General features: G+C 60.1%; 19 protein-coding genes and 2 pseudogenes. 13 read left to right on the plus strand and 8 right to left on the minus strand.

Annotated features, from left to right (window positions below; genetic code table 11):
- The first annotated feature begins 39 nt into the window (after window positions 1–39).
- A complete protein-coding gene (locus IWX87_RS04830; RefSeq protein WP_196862379.1) occupies window positions 40–552 on the plus strand; it encodes a hypothetical protein in 513 nt (170 codons plus the stop codon).
- On the opposite strand, the gene IWX87_RS04835 is transcribed toward IWX87_RS04830, so the two are convergent.
- A complete protein-coding gene (locus tag IWX87_RS04835) occupies window positions 546–1,514 on the minus strand; it encodes an Hsp33 family molecular chaperone HslO (protein WP_196862380.1) in 969 nt (322 codons plus the stop codon). The genes IWX87_RS04830 and IWX87_RS04835 overlap by 7 nt on opposite strands.
- Before the next feature lie 237 nt (window positions 1,515–1,751).
- Complete coding sequence (locus IWX87_RS04840) at window positions 1,752–2,276, minus strand: gamma carbonic anhydrase family protein (RefSeq protein ID WP_196862381.1); 525 nt, start codon at window positions 2,274–2,276, stop codon at window positions 1,752–1,754.
- Window positions 2,277–2,397: 121 nt separating this feature from the next.
- Here IWX87_RS04840 and IWX87_RS04845 point away from each other — a divergent pair, with 121 nt between their 5' ends.
- From IWX87_RS04845 to IWX87_RS04855, 3 genes are all read left to right on the plus strand, one after another.
- The gene (locus IWX87_RS04845; RefSeq protein WP_196862382.1) at window positions 2,398–3,219 is read left to right on the plus strand and encodes a ferritin-like domain-containing protein; all 822 of its coding nucleotides are present in this window, start codon (window positions 2,398–2,400) and stop codon (window positions 3,217–3,219) included.
- A gap of 118 nt (window positions 3,220–3,337) precedes the next feature.
- Entirely contained in the window at window positions 3,338–3,601 is a 264-nt protein-coding gene (locus IWX87_RS04850; RefSeq protein WP_196862383.1) for a hypothetical protein, read from the plus strand.
- 122 nt (window positions 3,602–3,723) lie between these two features.
- Entirely contained in the window at window positions 3,724–5,007 is a 1,284-nt protein-coding gene (locus tag IWX87_RS04855; protein WP_196862384.1) for a cyclopropane-fatty-acyl-phospholipid synthase family protein, read from the plus strand.
- Window positions 5,008–5,018: 11 nt separating this feature from the next.
- Here the strand turns inward: IWX87_RS04855 and xerD are convergent, their stop codons facing one another.
- Together xerD and IWX87_RS04865 are read right to left on the minus strand one after the other, a co-directional pair.
- Window positions 5,019–5,921: a site-specific tyrosine recombinase XerD gene (gene xerD / locus IWX87_RS04860; protein ID WP_196862385.1), complete on the minus strand. Its 903-nt coding sequence runs from the start codon at window positions 5,919–5,921 to the stop codon at window positions 5,019–5,021.
- Window positions 5,922–6,019: 98 nt separating this feature from the next.
- Window positions 6,020–6,991 (minus strand): tripartite tricarboxylate transporter substrate binding protein BugE, encoded by a 972-nt coding sequence (locus IWX87_RS04865; RefSeq protein WP_196862386.1) that lies wholly within the window; start codon window positions 6,989–6,991, stop codon window positions 6,020–6,022.
- Between the two features lie 87 nt (window positions 6,992–7,078).
- Between IWX87_RS04865 and IWX87_RS04870 the strand changes: the two genes are divergently transcribed.
- Window positions 7,079–8,008 (plus strand): AEC family transporter, encoded by a 930-nt coding sequence (locus IWX87_RS04870; RefSeq protein WP_196862387.1) that lies wholly within the window; start codon window positions 7,079–7,081, stop codon window positions 8,006–8,008.
- 120 nt (window positions 8,009–8,128) lie between these two features.
- On the opposite strand, the gene queG is transcribed toward IWX87_RS04870, so the two are convergent.
- Window positions 8,129–9,232, minus strand: coding sequence for a tRNA epoxyqueuosine(34) reductase QueG (gene queG, locus IWX87_RS04875; protein ID WP_196862388.1), 1,104 nt, complete (start codon window positions 9,230–9,232; stop codon window positions 8,129–8,131).
- Here queG and tsaE point away from each other — a divergent pair.
- The 3 genes from tsaE to IWX87_RS04890 all read left to right on the plus strand — a co-directional run bounded on the left by tsaE (window position 9,203) and on the right by IWX87_RS04890 (window position 11,620).
- A complete protein-coding gene (gene tsaE, locus IWX87_RS04880; protein ID WP_196862389.1) occupies window positions 9,203–9,721 on the plus strand; it encodes a tRNA (adenosine(37)-N6)-threonylcarbamoyltransferase complex ATPase subunit type 1 TsaE in 519 nt (172 codons plus the stop codon). The genes queG and tsaE overlap by 30 nt on opposite strands.
- Entirely contained in the window at window positions 9,718–11,238 is a 1,521-nt protein-coding gene (locus tag IWX87_RS04885) for an N-acetylmuramoyl-L-alanine amidase (protein ID WP_196862390.1), read from the plus strand. Before tsaE ends, IWX87_RS04885 begins: the two co-directional genes overlap by 4 nt.
- A gap of 169 nt (window positions 11,239–11,407) precedes the next feature.
- Window positions 11,408–11,620, plus strand: coding sequence for a glycine zipper 2TM domain-containing protein (locus IWX87_RS04890; RefSeq protein WP_196862460.1), 213 nt, complete (start codon window positions 11,408–11,410; stop codon window positions 11,618–11,620).
- Window positions 11,621–12,011: 391 nt separating this feature from the next.
- Here the strand turns inward: IWX87_RS04890 and IWX87_RS04895 are convergent, their stop codons facing one another.
- Both IWX87_RS04895 and IWX87_RS04900 read right to left on the minus strand, forming a co-directional pair.
- Entirely contained in the window at window positions 12,012–12,242 is a 231-nt protein-coding gene (locus tag IWX87_RS04895) for a hypothetical protein (protein ID WP_196862391.1), read from the minus strand.
- A gap of 102 nt (window positions 12,243–12,344) precedes the next feature.
- A complete protein-coding gene (locus tag IWX87_RS04900) occupies window positions 12,345–13,004 on the minus strand; it encodes a DedA family protein (RefSeq protein ID WP_196862392.1) in 660 nt (219 codons plus the stop codon).
- A 270-nt stretch (window positions 13,005–13,274) separates the two neighbouring features.
- Between IWX87_RS04900 and mutL the strand changes: the two genes are divergently transcribed.
- The 4 genes and pseudogenes from mutL to IWX87_RS04920 form a co-directional block, all read left to right on the plus strand.
- The gene (gene mutL, locus IWX87_RS04905; RefSeq protein WP_196862393.1) at window positions 13,275–15,203 is read left to right on the plus strand and encodes a DNA mismatch repair endonuclease MutL; all 1,929 of its coding nucleotides are present in this window, start codon (window positions 13,275–13,277) and stop codon (window positions 15,201–15,203) included.
- Window positions 15,204–16,116: 913 nt separating this feature from the next.
- Entirely contained in the window at window positions 16,117–17,019 is a 903-nt protein-coding gene (locus IWX87_RS04910; RefSeq protein ID WP_196862394.1) for a hypothetical protein, read from the plus strand.
- A 90-nt stretch (window positions 17,020–17,109) separates the two neighbouring features.
- Window positions 17,110–17,556, plus strand: a pseudogene (locus IWX87_RS19565) (transposase); the annotation flags it as partial.
- Window positions 17,555–17,938, plus strand: a pseudogene (locus tag IWX87_RS04920) (transposase); the annotation flags it as partial. The pseudogenes IWX87_RS19565 and IWX87_RS04920, both read left to right, overlap by 2 nt.
- A gap of 188 nt (window positions 17,939–18,126) precedes the next feature.
- On the opposite strand, the gene IWX87_RS04925 reads toward IWX87_RS04920, so the two are convergent.
- Complete coding sequence (locus IWX87_RS04925; protein WP_196862396.1) at window positions 18,127–18,573, minus strand: DUF3429 domain-containing protein; 447 nt, start codon at window positions 18,571–18,573, stop codon at window positions 18,127–18,129.
- 194 nt (window positions 18,574–18,767) lie between these two features.
- Between IWX87_RS04925 and gdhA the strand changes: the two genes are divergently transcribed.
- Window positions 18,768–20,111 (plus strand): NADP-specific glutamate dehydrogenase, encoded by a 1,344-nt coding sequence (gdhA, locus tag IWX87_RS04930; RefSeq protein ID WP_196862397.1) that lies wholly within the window; start codon window positions 18,768–18,770, stop codon window positions 20,109–20,111.
- The last annotated feature ends 90 nt before the right edge of the window (window positions 20,112–20,201 follow it).

Genomic DNA, 20,201 nt, shown 5'->3' on the forward strand with positions numbered 1-20,201 from the left:
TGTCTGCGTTCATCGGCGGCGCCGTCCACATTCCTCGCCATGCTGAAAATTGCGCTGTTGGGCGCCTGCCCGGCTCAGCTGTCCGAACTCGCCGCCGCCATGAACCCGGCGGGAAAAGCCCTGGACGGTCAAATCACGCTGGTGACAGCTGGCACCGCCGATGCCCTGCCCACAGGTTTGTCCGGCTTCGACCTGGTGTTGCTGTCAGGGCTTGAAGCACGCTTTTTGGCGAATTGCACGACAGGGCCGTGCCCTGTAGCCAACCATGAAACAGTCGATCGTTCGATTCGCAACGCGCTGGCACAGGCTGCCATTTCTTACCGTGTGCTGTATGGCACCGCTGACGAGCGGCATGCCCATGCACAGCAGGCAGTGGAAAGCCTGCTGCCGGCAGCCAGTCGATCCAGGCAAGCCACACGCCCGGTCGGCTTGAAAAACCAGCCCTGGGTCTGGATGTGCGACAAGTGCAGTGACCCGCAGTGCGAACACCGGCTGCTGACGGCCTTGCTCGCCAGCCGCGATACGTCTGGCGAGCAGGCGCTTCCTTATTGAACTGTTGACGTCGGCGGCGGTTGCTGGAGCGGGTTGGTGAAAAGCTGCGCGGCATCGACCGGATCGAATTCGTATTGCGCGCCGCAGAACTCGCAGGCCACATCGACCTGGCCACGCTCGGCGATGATGCTTTCAATTTCCCCGGTTCCCAGCCCGCGCAGCATGTTGCCGACGCGTTCACGCGAGCAACTGCAGGCAAAGCTCGGCCTGAGCGGTTCAAATCGCGTAACGGGTTCTTCCCAGAACAACCGGCGCAGGATCGTGTCGACATCCAGAGTCAACAACTCTTCGCGCTTGAGCGTTCCTGCCAGCAGCGCGATGCGTTGGTAGTCTTCGTTCACGCCAATCTGGTCTTCATTGGCCTGGCGGTCCCTCTGGCCTTCGAGGTTGCCCTCGCCCTGTACCGGGAGGCGCTGAATCAGCAAGCCAGCGGCCACATTGCCATCGGCAGCCAGAATCAAACGCGTGTCAAGCTGCTCGCTTTGCAGCATGTAGTGCTCCAGCACCTCGCTGAGTTTTTCGATTTTTTCATGCTGGTCGCCAAACAGCGGCACCACACCCTGGTAAGGCTGCTGACCCGGAAACTTGGTCGTCGGATCGAGCGTGATGGCGCAACGCCCTTCGTTCTTCACGTTGACCAGCTGGCTCAGTGAACTGCCCTCGGGCACGTCGCCGGTCACGGTGGCGGTGGCGCGCAGGCTCAGGTCGGGCTGCACTTCGGCCACGGCCAGCTTAACCGGGCCGTCACCAAAAATCTGCAGGATCAGCGCGCCGTTGAAGCTGATGCTGCTTTGCATCAGGGCACCGGCCGCCGTCATTTCGCCCAGCAGCTGCATGACTTCGGCCGGGTAGCCACCCGCTGCCTCGCGGCGCTTGAGGATTTCCTGCCATGAGTCGGTCAGGCGCACGATCATGCCGCGAACTGGCAGGCCGTCGAAAATAAATTTATGCAGTTCAGACATGGAGCCCCCACGCTTGTCGCTTCGCGTACTGCGCGGCCCCCCGAGGGGGCCGCTGCGCCTGCGGCCCGGCAAAGCCGGTTCCGCGGCCCCTGCTGATGAGGATGCCGCGCTCTTGATTGCCACTGCATATGCTGTAGCTGCTCGCAACCCCTGCTGATCTGCAAGGGCTCGGAAATAGCCTTGTTTTCAATTGATTCATGTTCTGGATGTCGCTCTCGATGTCATTCTGGAGGCCGTTCAGGCCAGTTTCTTGAGTCCGGCTTTGTAGCGCCGGGCATTGTCCATATAGTGCTGGGCGCTCATTTTTAAACCCTCGATCTGTTCGGGCGAGAGTTGCCTGACCGCCTTGGCCGGGCTGCCCAGGATCATGCAGCCATCGGGAAACTCCTTGCCCTCGGTGACCAGCGAGCCGGCGCCGACCAAACAGTTCTTGCCGATTTTCGCGCCATTGAGCACCACCGCCTGGATGCCGATGAGCGAGCCGTCGCCAATCGTGCAGCCGTGCAGCATGACCTGGTGGCCGACGGTGACGTTCTCGCCGATCACCAGCGGCAGGCCTTCGTCGGCATGCAGCACACTGTTGTCCTGAATATTGGAGCCTTTGCCCACAGTGATGGTGGCGGTGTCGCCCCGGGCCACCACGCCAAACCAGACGCTGCTGCCCTCGGCCAGCGTCACATGGCCCATGACCTGCGCGCTGTCGGCCACCCAGGCCGATGCGTGGATGGAAGGTTGCAGATCGTCCAGCTGGTAAATGGCCATGGGGTTCCTTGTCAATAGCGGTTTGGCGGGGTTGAAAACGGCTTTTGATTGTAGGCAAGCGACAAGCGGCGTGTTCAGGCCGGGGTTCTGGCCTTCTGCCCGTATCAACGACAATCCCGGCATGACCGCCACGCCACCTGCGCCCGAACTGCGCCAGCTTGCCCTGCAAGCGCTCCTGCAGCCTGATCCACAGCAAAAAGTGCTTCTGACGCAAGCGCTGCATTCGCAAGCAGCTACACTTTTAATAGCAACCGATCAAGCCTTCAGCGCGCCTGCCGGTGTGCCGGGTTGCCCGTTGCGGCCCGAATTGCGCTTGCACCTGAACATGCCCCGGCGCTCGCCCTTCACACCGGACGGGCTGGCCGCATTGCTGCATGCAGTGACGCACATCGAATTCAACGCCATCAACCTGGCGCTCGATGCGGTCTGGCGCTTTGCCGGCATGCCGCGCGCCTATTACCTCGACTGGCTCGGGGTGGCAGCTGAAGAGGCTGAACACTTCAGCCTGCTGCGCGGCCACCTGCAAACCCTGGGCTGCGACTACGGCGACTTTGCGGCGCACACCGGCTTGTGGGACATGACCCGGAAAACCGAAGGCGATGTGCTGGCGCGCATGGCGCTGGTGCCGCGCACGCTGGAAGCGCGCGGGCTGGACGCCACGCCGCCGATGCAGGCCAAACTGCGCAAGGTCGGCACGCCGCAGGCCCTGCGCGCAGTTAGCATCCTGGACGTCATTCTGCGCGATGAAATTGGCCACGTCGCCATCGGCAACCACTGGTACCGCACCCTGTGCGCCCAGCGCGGACTGGAGCCGCTGGCCACCTATGCGCTGCTGGCAACGCAATACGGCGCGCCCCGCCTGAAAGGGCCGCTGAACCTGCAGGCCAGGCGTCAAGCCGGTTTCAGCGAAGCTGAACTGGACGCGTTGAACGCCAGCGCCTGAAGGTGCACAACCATAGTCCAAACGGCTTAACCGGCTTTTTGCACAGCTCGACTGGAGCGCGATACATTTGAAATGTACGGCGCAAAACCACGGGACGAATGAAAACGGGAGACTCGCAATGATGATGAAGCAACTGATCCAAAAGGCAAAAATCAGGTTTTTTGAACCCGATGAAGTCAGCGGGCCCAGTGTGCGTCGCATGGCGGCGCCGTTGCAGTCAGACTTGTCAAGCTGGCCGCTGACCCTTGACCAGACAAGCGCCGAGCAGCAACGCATCCAGTCCCTCGAAAACCAGATACAGCAGTTGCGCGCTGACGTGGCCCGGTGGAAAAATTCGTCACGCTGCTTTGCGCATGAAATGCGCGACCTGCTGACCGACTGAGGCACTGCTTCGGCAGGTAAGCACGCGCAGGAAGGCGTCCGCAAGCCGCAGCCTGTGCATTTCAGGTGATGGCAGCCTGCTTGGGCGCGCGCTAGACTTTTTGCAACCCCGAGGAGTTGCTCATGTCCCAGTTCCTGGCATCCGGTCCTTTGTCCTCGCTTGCGGCTCTTGCCGGCCTGCCCGAAGAGATGGCCGTGCGCTTGCCGCAGGGCCAGCAGTTGGGGGCAGTGGACGCGCCGGTCAGGCTGTTGCTGTCCCGATGGTCAAGCATTGCGCGTCTCAGGGCGGGGCAGATCGGCGCGCTGGCTGAAGAGTATGTCGAGGGCAAGCTGCAGTTCGAGGGCTCCATGCGCGATGTGATGGGCGTCATGCTCAAGCTGCTGCCCGGCAGTCCGTTGCAAAGCGACACCCGCTGGTGGTCCCGCCTGATGACCCGAGCACACTCTGCATCGACCCATACACGCGCCCGGGATTCGGCGCAGATACAGTTCCATTACGATGTTTCAGATGCTTTCTATGGGCTGTGGCTGGACCCGCGCCGGGTTTATTCCTGCGCCTATTACCGCGAAAGCGGCATGACCCTGGCACAGGCGCAGGAAGCCAAGCTGGAACACATCTGCCGCAAGCTGATGCTCAGGCCCGGCGAGCGCCTGCTGGACATCGGCGCGGGCTGGGGCGCCCTGCTGCTGTGGGCTGCCGAGCATCACGGCGTCGAGGCAACCGGCATCACGCTGTCGGAAAACCAGCACCGGCATGTGCGCCAGCGAATCGCCGACAAGGGCCTGGAAGGCCGAGTGCGCATCGAACTTCGCGACTACCGCGACCTTCCCGAAACGCAGCCCTTCGACAAGATATCGTCGGTCGGCATGTTTGAGCATGTCGGCCAGGCCAACATGGACGCTTACTTTGACAAGATCATGCACTTGCTGGTACCGGGCGGGCTGGTGCTGAACCATGGCATCACCGCAGGCGACCTGCAGCACCGGCAAATAGGCGCGGGCATGGGCGACTTCATTGAGAAATACATTTTTCCGGGCGGCGAGCTGATGCATGTCAGCGCAGTGCTCGGCCACCTGGCGAATTCAGGCCTGGAAATGGTTGACACCGAAAACCTGCGGCCCCATTACGGCCGCACGCTGTGGGACTGGTCGGATGCGCTGGAAGCGCGCCTGGACGACGCGCGTCAGGCGCTGGCAGCCGGCAGCCCGCCCGAACGCGCTGAAAAGATACTGCGCGCCTACCGGCTCTACCTGGCAGGCAGCGCCATGAGCTTCGAGCAGGGCTGGATTGCGCTGCACCAGGTGCTGGCGACGCGGCCGGCAGCGCCGTTTCGGGGCGAGTCCATCCGGGGTGCGAAGTCGGCCTATCCCTTCAACCGTGAATTCATGTACCCGGCTTGCGACTGAGCCTGTGCCGTTCAGCCGCGCGGATGATGCTCCGCATGAATCGCCTTCAGGCGCTCGCGCGCCACATGGGTGTAGATCGTGGTGGTGGAAATGTCGGCATGGCCGAGCAGCATCTGCACCGCGCGCAAGTCGGCGCCGTGGTTCAGCAAATGCGTGGCGAAGGCATGGCGCAACGTATGCGGCGACAGCGGCGAATGGATGCCGGCCAGTTGTGCATATTTTTTCACCAGCTTCCAGAACATCACCCGGCTCATGCCGTGGCCGTGGCTGGTCACAAACAGGTCATCGGTCTGCTGGCCACCCAAAATGGCAGGCCGCGCTTCGGCGATGTAGCGAACAATCCATTCGCGAGCCACCTGGCCAAACGGCACCAACCGTTCGGTGCTGCCCTTGCCCAGAACGCGCAACACGCCTTCGTTCAGGCCAACATGAAACGTCTTGAGCCCGACCAGTTCACTGACGCGCAGGCCGCTGGCGTACATCGTTTCCAGCATGGCACGGTCGCGCAACCCGAGCGGCGTGTCATCGTCGGGCGCTGACAGCAGTGCTTCGACTTGCGGCTCGGACATCACCTTGGGAACGCGCAGCGCCTGCTTGGCCGACGCCAGCTTGAGCGTGGGATCAACCGCCACCAGGTTTTCACGCAGCGCCCAGCGAAAGTAGCGCTTGAAGACCGTCAGGCAGCGGTTCGCCGAGGTGGCCTTGGTCACCGCATGGCGGAACGCAAAGTAGGCCTTGACAGCGTCTTCATCCGAATTGTCAAGCGCTCGGTGCTGCTGCTCGTCGCTGTTGAGCCAGACGGCATACAGCGACAGGTCGCGCCGGTAGGCCGCCAGGGTATTGCGGGACAGGCCGTCCTCCAGCCACAAGGCGTCGATGAACGTGTCGATAGCCGACTGGCTTTGCGGGTGCATGGTGTGGAGATCGTAAAAAAAGGAAATCTGGCTTGCGCGACAGCGTGAGTCGGCAGCCAAGCAGTGAGGCAGCCGCTTGTTTCGGCGGCCAAAGCGATTTATTCCAGCTTGAGGTTCGAGGTTTCGACCACTTTTTTATACACGTCGTACTCGGCCTTGATCTGGGCGGCGAACTGCTCGGGCGTGTTGGCCACGATCAGCGAACCGGTGTCCTCGATGCGCTTGCGGACTGCCGGGTCTTCGAGCGCCTTTTTCACGCCGGCGTTGACCTTGTCCACGACCTCTTTGGGCAGGTCCTTGGGGCCGATGATGCCGTAATACGCCATGCGGTTGACCGGCTCCAGCCCGACTTCCTTGAAGGTCGGCACATCCGGCAGGGCCGCCAGCCGCTGCGGCGCGGCCACGACGATGGGAATCAGCCGCTTTTGCAGGGCAAACGGCAAGGTTGAAGGCAGGTTGTCAAAAATGATCAGCACCTGGCCTGCCACCGTGTCATTGAGTGCCGGACCCGAGCCGCGGTAGGGAATGTGCGTGATGAAGGTGCCGCTCAGGTTTTTGTAGAGCTCCATCTGCAGGTGGGCAATCGAGCCGGTGCCGGACGAGGCAAACGAGTATTTGCCCGGATTTTTCTTCAGCTCGGCAATGAATTCCTTGTAGTTGCGCGCCGGAAAGCTCGGATGCACAGCAATGATGTTGGGCGTGGCGGCAATGTTGATGATCGGCGTGAAGTCGGTCAGCGGGTTGTAGGGGATTTTCGGGTTGATGGCTGGGTTGGCGGCGGTGGTGGACACCGTGGCAATGCCCAGCGAATAGCCGTCGGGCACTGCACGCGCAGTTTCGGTGGCACCGATCACGCCGCCGCCGCCGGACTTGTTTTCAACTATCACCACTTGGCCCAGCGCCTTGCCCAATGGCTCGGCCATGACCCGGCCGATGATGTCGGTCGTGCCGCCAGGCGCGAACGGAATCTGCAGCTTGATGACCTTGCTCGGATAACCCTGGGCCAGCACGGCGCCCGAGGCAGCGCTCAGGGCAAGTGCAGAAAAAGCCAGCAGACAGCGACGTTTCATGATCAGTTCCTTGGAAGAAGACAGTGCTGCATCGTAAACGCTGCCGTGGGCGCAGGCACCTGTGGAATACACATAAGGGCAAACCCCATGATTGCGGTTATTCTTCGCCCGGTGATTTACGCCCAACTGCTTCTGCCCGACTTTTCACTCATCTTGTGCGGTTACCTGCTGTGCCGCCACACGCCGCTTGATCGCACGGTATGGGGTCCGGTGGAAAGCCTGGTTTATTATTTTTTGTTTCCGCTGCTGCTGTTTCAGTCCATAGTGAAAAGCCCGCTGGACCTGGCGGCGACATCCAACCTGATTGGCGCTGGCTTGGCGCTGGGGCTGGCCGGCGTTGTTCTGGTCTATAGCCTGCCTTACATACCCGGATTGCGCCAGCATATCGACCTCCGCGAGCATGCCGCCAGCGCCCAGGTGGCTTTTCGCTTTAACTCCTTCATCGGCCTGGCACTGGCCGAGCGTCTGGCGGGCAGCCATGGGCTGCAGCTCATTGCCGTACTGATCGGCGTGAGCGTGCCCTTGCTCAACATGGCGGCGGTGTGGCCAATGGCGCGCCATTCGGGGAGCGGCTTTTTGCGTGAACTGGTACGCAATCCGCTGATCCTGGCCACGGCCGCGGGCCTGGCGGCAAATCTGCTGGGTTTCAGCCTGCCTGACTGGTCGGTGCCGACGCTGTCGCGCCTCGGTGCCTCGGCCATTGTGCTGGGCCTGATGACGGCAGGCGCCGGCATGCAGTTGGGCCACCTGTCACAGGCCAAAACCCTGTCGGTGGCAGTGCTGTCGATCAGGCATTGCCTGATGCCACTGGTGGCGCTGGGACTGGCCCGGGCATTTGGCCTGGACACTGTGCAAAGCACCATTTTGCTGGCGTTTTCCGGCCTGCCGACCGCGTCCAGCGCGTATGTGCTGGCGGCGCGCATGGGCTACAACGGCGGCTACATCGCCGGCCTTGTCACGCTGTCCACGCTGCTGGGTGTGGCAAGCTTGCCGTTCGCGCTGGGCTTGCTGAACTGAACTGAGCTGAACTGAGCTTAGCGGGTGAGACACACTCGCCGCTATTAATTTAATAGCTAGAAACAAATACCTGATTTGCGCTAACGTCATTTTCTATCATTATTCGGCGTTTCAGCAGACTCATTGGCCCAACGCCCAGGCCACCTGCTCGCGCACCACGTCGCTCGGGTGATCGGCGCGGCCCTGCAGGCTGGTGCGCAGGCTGGCCTGGTCCGCCGAACTGACCCTGCCACCCCTCAAAGCATTGCCCATCGCCAGCGCGATGTTGCGCAGCCAGCGTTCATGCCCGATGCGGCGAATCGGACTGCCTTCGGTCAGGCGCAGGAAAGCGTCTTCGCTCCAGCCGAACAGCGTGACGAGCTGCTGCCCTGTCAAGCCCTGGCGTTCGTCGAAATCGCTCAAGCTGCTGCGCTGGGCAAACTTGTTCCAGGGGCACGCCAGCTGGCAGTCGTCGCAGCCGTAGATGCGGTTGCCCACCAAGTGGCGAAGTTCCAACGGAATCGGGCCGGCGTGTTCTATGGTCAGGTAAGAAATGCAACGCCGCGCATCGAGCTTGCCGGGCGCAATGATGGCCTGCGTAGGGCAGATGTCGATGCACGCCTGGCAGCTGCCGCAATGGGACGTAACCGGCGCGCTGGGCGGCAGGGCAATGTCGACATAGATTTCTCCGAGAAAAAACATTGAGCCCGCTTCGCGGTTCAGCAGCAGCGTGTGCTTGCCGCGCCATCCCTGGCCGCTGCGCGACGCCAGTTCGGCTTCGAGCACCGGCGCCGAGTCGGTGAAGGCGCGGTGGCCAAAAGGGCCCATCTGCTCGCCGATGCGCTCGGCCAGCTTTTGCAGCCGGCTGCGCAATACCTTGTGGTAGTCGCGTCCCCGCGCATAGACCGAGACAATGCCTTCGCCCGGCCGCTGCAGCCGGTTGAGTTCCATCGCCTGCCATTGGCCGGGCTGGCGCGGGGTGGCAGCTGGCAAGTAGTCCATTCGCGCAGTGATTACACTGACTGTTCCCGGAACCAATTCGGCAGGACGCGCTCTTTTAAGGCCATGGGATGCCATGTAATGCATGCTGCCATGAAATCCGGCAGCCAGCCAGGCCGATAATCCGGCTTCGGCTGACGACAAGTCAACATCCGCAATGCCGATTTGCGAAAATCCAAGCTCGCGCCCCCAGGTTTGAATTTGAGAAACGAATTGATGACTGTTCCACTGATTGCAGGTCGGCATCCGCTGATTGTAAAAAACATCACCTGGCCAGACGAGGCGGCAACGCAATCCCTTGCTCAGGCGCTGGCCGCCAAGCCGGCAATTCGCCAGGCGCTGATTGAACTGCACGGCGACCTGGGTGCCGGCAAGACGACGTTTGTGCGTCACCTGCTCGTCAGTCTGGGCGTGCAGGGGCGCATCAAAAGCCCCACTTATGCGGTTGTAGAACCTTACACATTGAAGGCATCAAGCCTTGACTCGGGCCACAATCTGGAATTGTCAATCTGGCATTTTGACTTTTACCGTTTCAATGACCCCCATGAGTGGGAAGAAGCCGGGTTCCGGGAGACATTCGCCAGTCCCGGGCTCAAGCTGGTCGAGTGGCCGGAAAAGGCCGGAAATCATTTGCCCCGGCCCGACCTGGTGATTGCCATCGAGATGCAGCCCGACGAATCGCGGCGCATTACCCTGACGGCCCATACCCCCACGGGGGCGGAGTTACTCGCATGAACAACAAGAAAAAATTCTCCGCAGGTCCGAGTCGCCGCCATGCGCTGCAAATGGGTGGCATCGTGCTGTTGCTGGGCACCCAGCACATCGCCCGGGGCGCCTCGATCGTCGCAGTGCGCGTCTGGCCGTCGAAAGACTACACCCGCCTGACCATCGAGTCCGACACCGAGATCAAGGCACGCCAGTTCTTCATTGACGAGCCACCCAGGCTGGCGGTGGACATTGAAGGCATCGACCTGATTCCGGCGCTGCGCGAGCTGGTCGCCAAGGTCAAGTCAGACGACCCGAACATCTCGGGCATTCGCGTTGGCCAGAATGCGCCCGGCGTGGTGCGGCTGGTCATGGACCTTAAAAAACAGATACTTCCGCAGGTCTTCAGCCTGGCACCCGTAGCCGCCTACCAGCACCGGCTGGTGCTGGACCTGTACCCGGCGCAGCCGGTGGACCCGCTCGAAGCGCTGATCGCCGAACGTCTGTCTGACCCGGTCAAGCCAGCCGCGCCAGCCGCCTCCGTGGCTGCCGCACCTGTCAACACCGCGCCACTGACTCCACCGGGCAAGGCTGCCGCACAGGCCAACGACCCGCTGGGCAATCTGATGGCGCAGCAATCGGGCAAGGCCGCCTCCGCGCCTTCCGTAGTAGCGCCTGCCGCGCCGACAACCAGTGTTGCAGGCAACGCCGTGCGGCCGGCGGCCCCCGTCAGGCCCCCGGTGGTCGCGTCCGTGGAGCCGCCCGCCATCAGGCCACAGGCCGACGCCACACCTTTTTCAAGGGGTGACACCGCGCCCGATTTTGAAAACAAGACCGACCGCCTGGTCATCGTCGCCCTCGACCCCGGTCATGGCGGCGAAGACCCCGGCGCCATTGGCCCGGGCGGCACGCGTGAGAAAGACGTGGTGCTGCAAATTGCGCACCGCCTGCGCGACCGCATCAACCAGCAGCCCAACATGCGCGCCTACCTGACGCGCGATGCTGATTTTTTCGTGCCCTTGCATGTCCGTGTACAAAAGGCGCGCAGCGTGAAGGCCGACTTGTTCATCAGCCTGCATGCCGACGCTTTTTTTACCGAAACACCGCAGGGCGCCAGCGTCTTTGCACTGAGCGAAAAAGGCGCCTCAAGCAGCGCAGCGCGCTGGATTGCCAACAAGGAAAACTCGGCCGACCTGGTGGGCGGCATCAATGTCAAGGCCAAGGATGCACAGGTGATGCGGGCCATGTTCGACATGAGCACAACAGCGCAGATCAACGACAGCATGAAGCTGGGCAGCGCCATGCTGGGCGAGATCGGCAACGTCGGCAAGCTGCACAAGCCCCGGGTCGAGCAGGCCAGCTTCGCCGTACTGAAGGCGCCTGATATTCCAAGTGTCCTGGTCGAGACTGCTTTCATCAGCAACCCGGCCGAAGAAGTCCGGTTGCGCAGCGAAAGTTACCAGATCGAGCTGGCCGATGCGCTTATGAGGGGCATTTCACGCTACTTTGCCAAGAATCCTCCGCTGGCGCGCAACCGCGCCCTGTAAAAACAGGCTGACTTGCTTGAAGACCTTACATACGACACGGGCCGGCGGCTTCTTCCTACAGTTCGGCTTGGATGCATGGAATAAACTCAATGCACAGGCTGCGCCGGGATGTGACGATGCGAAAAAACCCGGTGAATCAGCCTGAATCCAAATATAAAAGGTGAAAACCATGATCAAGAAAATCTTAATCTCAGCCGCTGCCGTCTCCCTGATTGCCCTGACTGGCTGTGGAACCAACCCCACCAATGCACAAATCGGCACGGGCGCAGGCGCAGTCTTGGGCGGTGTAGCCGGAAATGCCGTCTTTGGCGGCACTCTCGGAACCGTTGGCGGCGCGGCTGCCGGTGCGTTGATCGGCAATGAGGTCGGCAAGCGCAAATAAGACTTTCGAATCCAGTACAGCGCTGACCCGTTCGGGTAACGCTGCAAAAACAGCTTGCAGTCCAAGCGACTCGAGCAAAAAAGACGATTCCTGATCTATGTCAGTGAGTCGTCTTTTTTTGCTCAAGCTTCTCCGCAAGCACGGGTAATTCCAAAAAGGTTTATCTGCCTGCCTTTCCGTGTCCCCTTTCAGGGGGGCACATCGACTCCATCTCGGTGGCATGGTGCGCCGTCAGGTTTTTTCGCTTGCGCTTAAGAGTAAGCGTCATCAAAGCATTTTCCAGCGTCCAGGGCGCTCTCGTCAGGAAGATTGCGCGGGGTGTGGCGTAGCGCAAAGTCCCGTGTCTGGGTGGCCACACGGTCCAGCGCCGCACGGCGGACGGCTGGCAGGTTCAGGCTGGCGTCGGCTTGGGCATCCAGCCCCAGCGAAGCGGCCAGGCGCTGCCTTTGCCGTCGGCCAGCGTCACCTGTTGCACCTTGCAAAAACGCCGCCAGCCGACGGCCTGCGCGGCCTGGAAAAGGCGCAACTTCAAGGCCGAGCCAGCCAGCGATTCCTGCAATTTGCCGAACTCCCGCTCATGGATGCGCGGAACCGAGATCAGCACTGTAGTCCGCACCGCCATGATGTCTTCGGCCAGCAGCGCGAACGTCCGTGAACAGCGTGCGAAGCGATGAATTGTCTGCTGCCTGCCAATACCAGTGGTGACTGGAAAGTCGCGCAGTGCTCAAGACTGCACCGGCGCGCGGCCAGCCTGGCGCCGTGCCCGCCAGGCACCGAAGAGCACGAACAGGCCAGGCACCAGAATCATGGCCCAGATGATCTTGTCCAGGTGCGTCTTGACAAAAGGCACGTTGCCAAAGGCATAGCCAGCCGTGACGATGCCGCCGACCCACAAGGCCGCGCCGACGACGTTGAACAGTGAGAACTTGCCGCGGCTCATGTGCGAAATACCGGCAACAAAGGGCGCGAAGGTGCGTAAAAATGGCATGAAGCGCGCCGCGATGATGGTCACGCCGCCATAGCGCTCGTAAAACGCATGCGCCTGGTTGAACGCCCTCTTGTTGAAAAAGCGCGAGTCTTCCCATTGGAACACCTTGGGCCCGATGTACCGGCCAATCGAATAATTGCACTGGTCGCCCAGCACCGCCGCGACAAACAACAGGCCCACGGCCAGCGGATAGCTCATCAGGCCGACGCCGCACATTGCGCCCACCACAAACAGCAGTGAATCGCCGGGCAAGAACGGCATCACGACCACGCCGGTCTCGACAAAAATGATCAGGAAAAGCAGCGCATAAACCCACAGGCCATAGCTGGCCACGAAGGTTTCGAGATGCTTGTCGACATGCAGGATGAAATCGATGAGAAAGGCAGCTAGTTCCATGGGCAGGATTTTGACAGGTCAGCAAGCCGTTTTTCTCGATGCCCACATTGCCATGCGGCGCAGGCCAGAGCCGTCCTACACAAACTAGCGCGACATTCTGAAAAACAGCTTCAGGGATTTAGCTTTTTGATCAGACTTGTTTGCATTGGTTGGCGTTCATGTTCCTCTTATGTACGCTTCTTGACGAGGGTTCCACGAGACACCGCCTAAGGGCCTCAGCCTCGGCAGAACGGCCATGCAAGCTTGGGCTGCGCCTAGAATTGGCGCTTCATGACGCTTAAAGACCTGGCCGCGCGCCGACCCATCCGTGACCTTCCCGATGAACTGATCAGCCAGATCGCCGCTGGCGAGGTGGTGGAACGACCGGCTTCGGTGGTGCGCGAACTGCTCGACAACGCGCTGGACGCCGGAGCGACGCAGGTCACGGTGCGCCTGTCTGCGGGTGGCGTGCGGCTGATTCTGGTGGAAGACGACGGCCTGGGCATTGCCCGGGAAGAACTGCCTGTGGCGCTGCGCCGCCATGCCACCAGCAAGATCGCGTCGCTACAAGACCTGGAAGCCGTCGGGACCATGGGTTTTCGGGGCGAGGCGCTGGCGGCGATCAATTCGATTGCCGACATGAGCCTGATCTCGCGCACGCCGGACACCGAACACGCCTGGCAGCTTGACGGCCGCACTGGCGAACTCAAGCCAGCGCCACGTGCGCTCGGCACCAGCGTCGAGGTGCGCGAGTTGTTCTATGCCACGCCGGCGCGGCGCAAGTTCCTGAAAACCGACGCCACCGAGCTGGCGCACTGTATTGAAGCCGTACGCCGCCATGCCCTGGTGCGGCCCGATGTCGGCTTTGCGATCTGGCACGAAGGCAAACTGGTCGAGCAATGGCGCGCCTGCGTAGGGCCAAAGGGCACCGACGGTTTTGAAGCCCACACCCAGCGCCTGGCCGATGTGCTGGGCGCCGAATTCGCCCGGCAGTCGGTGACAGTGCATTACGAAAGCAGCGCGCTGCGGGCCAATGGCCAGCCAGCGGTGCGCGTTTGGGGTCGGGCTGGCATTCCAGACGCCGCCCGCTCACGCGCCGACCAGCAGTTTGCCTATGTCAACGGCCGTTTTGTGCGCGACAAGGTGCTGGCGCATGCCGCCCGCAGCGCCTACGAGGACGTACTGCACGGCCACCGCCAGCCGGTGTATGCGCTGTATGTCGAGATCGACCCGGCGCGGGTCGATGTGAACGTCCACCCGACCAAGATAGAGGTGCGTTTTCGCGACAGCCGTGAAGTGCACCAGGCAATGCGCCATGGCGTGCAGGACGCCTTGGCTGCGCCCCGCGCCGGCGTAGCCAGCGCAAACGCCACGCCCGCCGAGGCCACCCCCCAACCCTCGCTGAATTTCAGTTTGAATCCAAAACAGGCTTTTGCGCAACAGGGATGGGCGCAGCCAGCTATTAAATTCGGAGCAAACGACGGAAATCGCGTTTCGGACTTCGAAGCGCTGTGGCCGGTGCCGCCCGGCACGCTCACACCCGCTGCGCCTGACCGTCCACTCAACAGCTCCTTCGCTGCCACGCCCGAACCCCAGCCATCCAGTCCGCCGCAAGAGGTCGCCCTGCCCCACGGCGACTGGCCGCTGGGCCGCGCTTTAGCGCAGTTGCGGGGCATTTACATCCTGGCCGAAAACAGCCAGGGCCTGATCGTTGTTGACATGCATGCGGCCCACGAGCGCATCGTCTATGAACGGCTGAAAAGCCAGTTTGAAGCCTCGCGCATCGCCAGCCAGCCCTTGCTGATTCCGGCAACGTTTGCCGCCACGCCGCATGAAGTGGCGACCGCCGAGGCCTGCAGCGACACACTGGCCCTGCTGGGTCTGGAAATCACGCCGTTTTCACCCAAAACGCTGGCGGTACGGGCGGTGCCGACAAGCCTGGCAACCGGCGATGCAGTGGAACTGGCAAGAAGCGTGCTCGCCGAACTGGCGCAGATGGAAGCCAGCACCGTGGTCGAGCGGGCGCACCACGAACTGCTGGGCACCATGGCCTGCCACGGCGCGGTGCGCGCCAACCGGTACCTGACGATTGAAGAAATGAACGCCCTGCTGCGCCAGATGGAAGCCACTGACCGCTCCGACCAGTGCAACCACGGCCGGCCGACGTGGCGGCAGGTCAGCATCAAAAACCTGGACGCGCTGTTCTTGCGCGGGCGCTAGTACAAAGAAACAACCTGCGTTAATAAGCGCATTACGCCCGAGCTGCACAGAGCCAAATCATTTTTCTTTGCGCAAGCCGCCAACTCTCAAACTGGTGCTCTCAGGGGGGCGGCCGGATAGAGCCGCGGAAACTCACGACAAAGCAGCGGGCTGTGCAAAGCCTGATTGACAGTGGAGTCCGAAAGAGGGAACCATTGCTGCATGAAATGGACTTGTAGCAGGTTTCCACGCTAGAGGAGGCGTGAAAATTTTGCCAGAGGGCGGATGCGACTGGATCAGCCCGACCAGCTCCGCCCGGGGCACCAAGACACCCATCTCATAGAGATAAACGCCCTTGCGCATTTCCTTGTTGGAAATATAGAAGGTACTGACACTAAAACTGATCCGCTTCACCTTTATTGAAAGACCAACCGGCTGGTGCGTCTTGAGGAAGAGTTATGCGGACTTAGCATAATTTTGTTTTAAAGCAATAGATAAGCGTTGTACGAGATTTCTCAAATAAAAACTGCTGAGGTTCAACTGGCAAGAACGCCCAAGCCATTATTTATATGCGGATTCTAAGTTACACGTTTTCTCCAAGCAGCACTTTTTTCGCTGCCCATTAGCCAAGCCTGAAAGATTGGGTGTACACAGAAAAAAATGACTTCGATCTAGTTCACCGCGATACTCATCGCAGGAAAAGCTTAGGATGTATGAGAATAAACTCTAGGCAACGCAAAAACCTGAATGTACGTATTGTTACGTATAGCTTTTTGGCTGAAGAAGCTAAGCTAACAAAGAAAGATGCAGAGGAATATTATTCGTAACTCTCGAAAAAATATATCAACAGGCTGCCATCAAAAATATACCGCAGTTAAAAGCACTTATCCTGCATCTTAAAATATTTATAATTTATTAATAAGCATATTGAAAAATGAAACATATTGAAAGTGCTTCTAAGTTTATCATCGCCACATGCTCTGTTTTATTGCTTTGGTCAGTTGCTAGTGAATTCGTTGATTCAAACCAGAACACAAAACCGCAAGCCATTTTAGATAGTAATTCATTTAATGATTTAAAAACACTACCGACCGAGCAAAGTCTGGAAGTGAAAATAGTGACGCAGCAGCCTATCCCTGAAAAACTCAAAAATGAAATTAACAGCCTAAATAGCCTGGAATTAATAACTCAATTTGACCAGCTACTCTTACAAGCACGAGCAGGCGATAGCAAATTATCGTATGAACTGAGTAAGCGTTTGACTTCGTGTGCGCCAGCTAACCCAGACGACTCCACAGATGACAATGACAGCAATAACAACGATTCACAAGGTCGACAATTTATCAGCGTTGCGCAGCACCGTCGTCAGAATTGCAGCGGATTGACTCCCGCGCAGCTCGATATGGCCCCTATGCTGCTGGAATTGGCAGCTAAACAGAACGTTGCAGACGCTCGAATTGACATCGTGGAACAAAAGATCGATTTAATCGAAAACCGCAACGCGGCGTACTTTAACGAACTCGACAAAGAATACCAGCCCCGGGCACCCAACACAGCCGAACAAAATGGCGTCATCAGCACCCTGAAAGAGCTTGCTGCGTCCGGTAACGCCCGCGCTGTATTACAAATGGCCAGAATATCCATCGGCACTTCATTCGCCCCAGCAAATAAAGACGATTTTTTGACATACATGCTGATAAGTCAACAAGACAGATCGATACCCGCTCAATTTGACAAAAGTAATTTGCTGCAGGGTGAGTCGCCAGAATACGTAGCGCTGATCGCTAAACGGGCAAAAACCATGTTTGACAGTTGCTGCGCCAACAAGTCGGAATAAATAAATGCTGCCTGACTTTAGGGCTTGCCATCAATTGCCAGTAAATCCAATGCTCTTGAATAGCCGGTTGCTCGCCCTATTTTGACAGGCATGACCAAAAGATATGCACATCGAGATGATCAATGGAAACGCATCAAGAATTTGCTGCCAGGACGCGAGGAAACCGTAGGTCTGACTGCCCGGGACAATCGGCTGTTCGTTGAGGCTGTGCTGTACCGCAGCCGCGCCGGCATCCCGTAGTACGATCTGCTCGAGCGCTTTGGCGACTTTCGGCTCGTGCACTTGCGCCACTCGCGCTGGAGTCGCACTGGCGTATGGCAATGCATTTTTGAAGCTTTACCCCAAGATGCAGACAATGAATACGTTTTGATCGACTCGACCATCGTCAGGGCCCGCCAGCACAGCGCGGGGGCCAAAAAAAGGTGCCTGAGCAATGCGAGGCGATGGGGCGCAGACGTGCTGCTCATGGGCACGCCAGGCGCGACAGTCATCGCTGACAAGGCTTATGACGCACAGGAGCGGGTGATCGAGCCGCTACCAATGGATGGTGCTCCAGCGTAGCCAAATCGCGGACGGCTCAGCCACGGCCAAGGCACTCGATTACAGCTTTAGGCGCTGGGGCGCGCTCATGCGTTTCCTGGATGACAGGCAATTGCCGATCGACAACAACTGGATGGAAAACCAGCTCCGACCCGTGGCCGTAGGCCGCTCAAACTGGCTGTTCGCCGGATCGCTGCGGGCGGGCCGGCGCGCCGCTGCCATCATGAGCCTGATCCAGAGCGCCCGGCTGAGCGGACATGACCCGTACGCCTACCTCAAGAATGTGCTCAGCCGGTTGCCCACCCACAAGAACAGCCTGATTGCACAACTGCTGCCCCACTACTGGGAGCCTGCTCAGGCCCCCCCTTTGCCACTATGAGGTTGCCAAATTCAAGGTGTATTGCCCGGTTGCTTACAAAAGAACGCCCTGCTGCGCCAGATGGAAGCCACTGACCTCTCCGACCAGTGCAACCACGGCCGGCCGACCTGGCGGCAGGTCAGCATAAGGAACTGGACGGACTGTTTTTACGCGGGCGCTGAAAGCCCGGCGACCCGGCGTCAAGCGATTCAACGCGCCGCCCAGGCGCCAACCAGACAACTGAGCGTAGCAACGCAGGTGAGTTGCAGTCGCAGCCCCAGCCAGCCCGACAATCCTGCGCTGGCATACAGCCTTCGATCTACCGCATAGCAGATCACCAGCAACGCGGCAAGCCATGGCAGGCCGATGGTAGGCGGCAGCATGACTGCCACCCACGCCAGCAGGCTGGGCGTAACGCCCCAGCCCAACCGCGCATTCACGGGTTGAACACCCTGCATTGCCAGCCCCCAATGAATGCCACCGAGAAACGTGGCAATTAACGCAGCGTAGGCTACCAACGCCGTCCCCGCCCAAGCCTTCAAACCAGGTGCATCCAGCGCGGCCAGCGCCACCGCACCGGCCAGAAAAGGCAGCAGGCCCGCCAGCCCCAGGATGCGGGCAAAGGCGGAAGGGGTTGAAAAATCGTTGGTCGTCATGGCTGAAGTTTAGAGGTGGCGTTTGTGAAGCACCCGTCATAGGCGCAAAGATTGGCCTGTTTTCTGCCGACATTGAAAGCCTTAGTTTGGTGCAATTCGTGTCTGTCGGTGTGGCCAGAAGCGAAAAACAAGGCGCTTACCCGGCAGAATGTTATTTCCGCATTGTCAATGCACCAAAATAAGGAATAAAACAGATGAGATACCAAACCCTGGACAGCTTTTTAAGCCATGTCGCCGGCTGCAATCCAGGCCAGCCGGAATTTCTGCAGGCTACGACCGAAGTGCTGGAAAGCCTGTGGCCTTATGTTGAAAAACACCCCAAATACGCCGAACACGGCCTGCTCGACCGCCTGATCGAGCCGGAGCGCACCATCATGTTCCGCGTCTCATGGATTGATGACCGGGGCCAAGTGCGCGTCAACCGCGGCTACCGCATCCAGCACAGTTCGGCCATCGGTCCCTACAAGGGCGGACTGCGTTTTCATCCTTCGGTGAATTTGTCGATCCTGAAATTCCTCGCCTTCGAGCAAACCCTCAAGAACGCGCTGACCACGCTGCCCATGGGCGGCGGCAAGGGCGGCTCGGACTTTGACCCCAAGGGCAAGAGCCCGCTGGAAGTCATGCGCTTTTGCCAGGCGTTTGCCAGCGAGTTGTTCCGCTACATCGGCAGCGACACCGACGTGCCGGCCGGCGACATGGGCGTGGGCGGACGAGAAATCGGCTACATCGCCGGCATGTACAAAAAACTCAGCAACCGCTCGGACTGCGTGTTCACGGGCAAGGGCCTGAGCTTTGGCGGCTCGCTGATCCGCCCGGAAGCCACCGGTTACGGCACGGTTTATTTCGCGCAGGAAATGCTGAAACAACAAGGCCGCTCGATGGACGGCTTGCGTGTCAGCGTGTCGGGCTCGGGCAACGTGGCGCAGTACGCAGTGGAAAAAGCCATGGCGTTGGGCGCCAAGGTCATCACCGTGTCGGACTCCAGCGGCACCATCGTCGACGAAGACGGTTTCACCACCGAAAAACTGGCCGAACTGATGGAAGTCAAGAACCATCTGTACGGCCGCGTCAACGACTACGCCGAGCGTACCGGCGCGGCCTTCCACGCGGGCGTTCGCCCGTGGCATGTGCCGGTCGATGTCGCCCTGCCCTGCGCCACGCAAAACGAGCTGGACATCGACGACGCCAAATTGCTGGTGAAAAACGGCCTGCTCTGCGTGGCAGAAGGCGCGAACATGCCTTCGACGCTGGACGCTGTGCGGGTGTTTGAAAGCAACGGCGTGCTCTACGCGCCGGGCAAGGCCAGCAATGCCGGCGGCGTGGCGACGTCAGGGCTGGAAATGAGCCAAAACGCCATGCGCCTGTCGTGGTCGCGCGACGAGGTGGACGCGCGGCTGCTGCAGATCATGCAGGACATTCACAGCGCCTGCCTGCAGCACGGCCGCCGCGAAGACGGAACAGTCAGCTATGTCGATGGCGCCAACGTGGCGGGCTTTGTCAAGGTGGCCGATGCGATGCTGGCGCAAGGCGTGGTGTAAACTGACTCATCGAAGACAGTCAAACCAAAGGGGCATTACAGCCCCTTTTTTTATGCCTGTGTGCATTGCACTGCCCCGCACGTCTATTTG

This window comes from Polaromonas sp. CG_9.7, assembly GCF_015752205.1.
GTDB lineage: Bacteria > Pseudomonadota > Gammaproteobacteria > Burkholderiales > Burkholderiaceae_C > Polaromonas.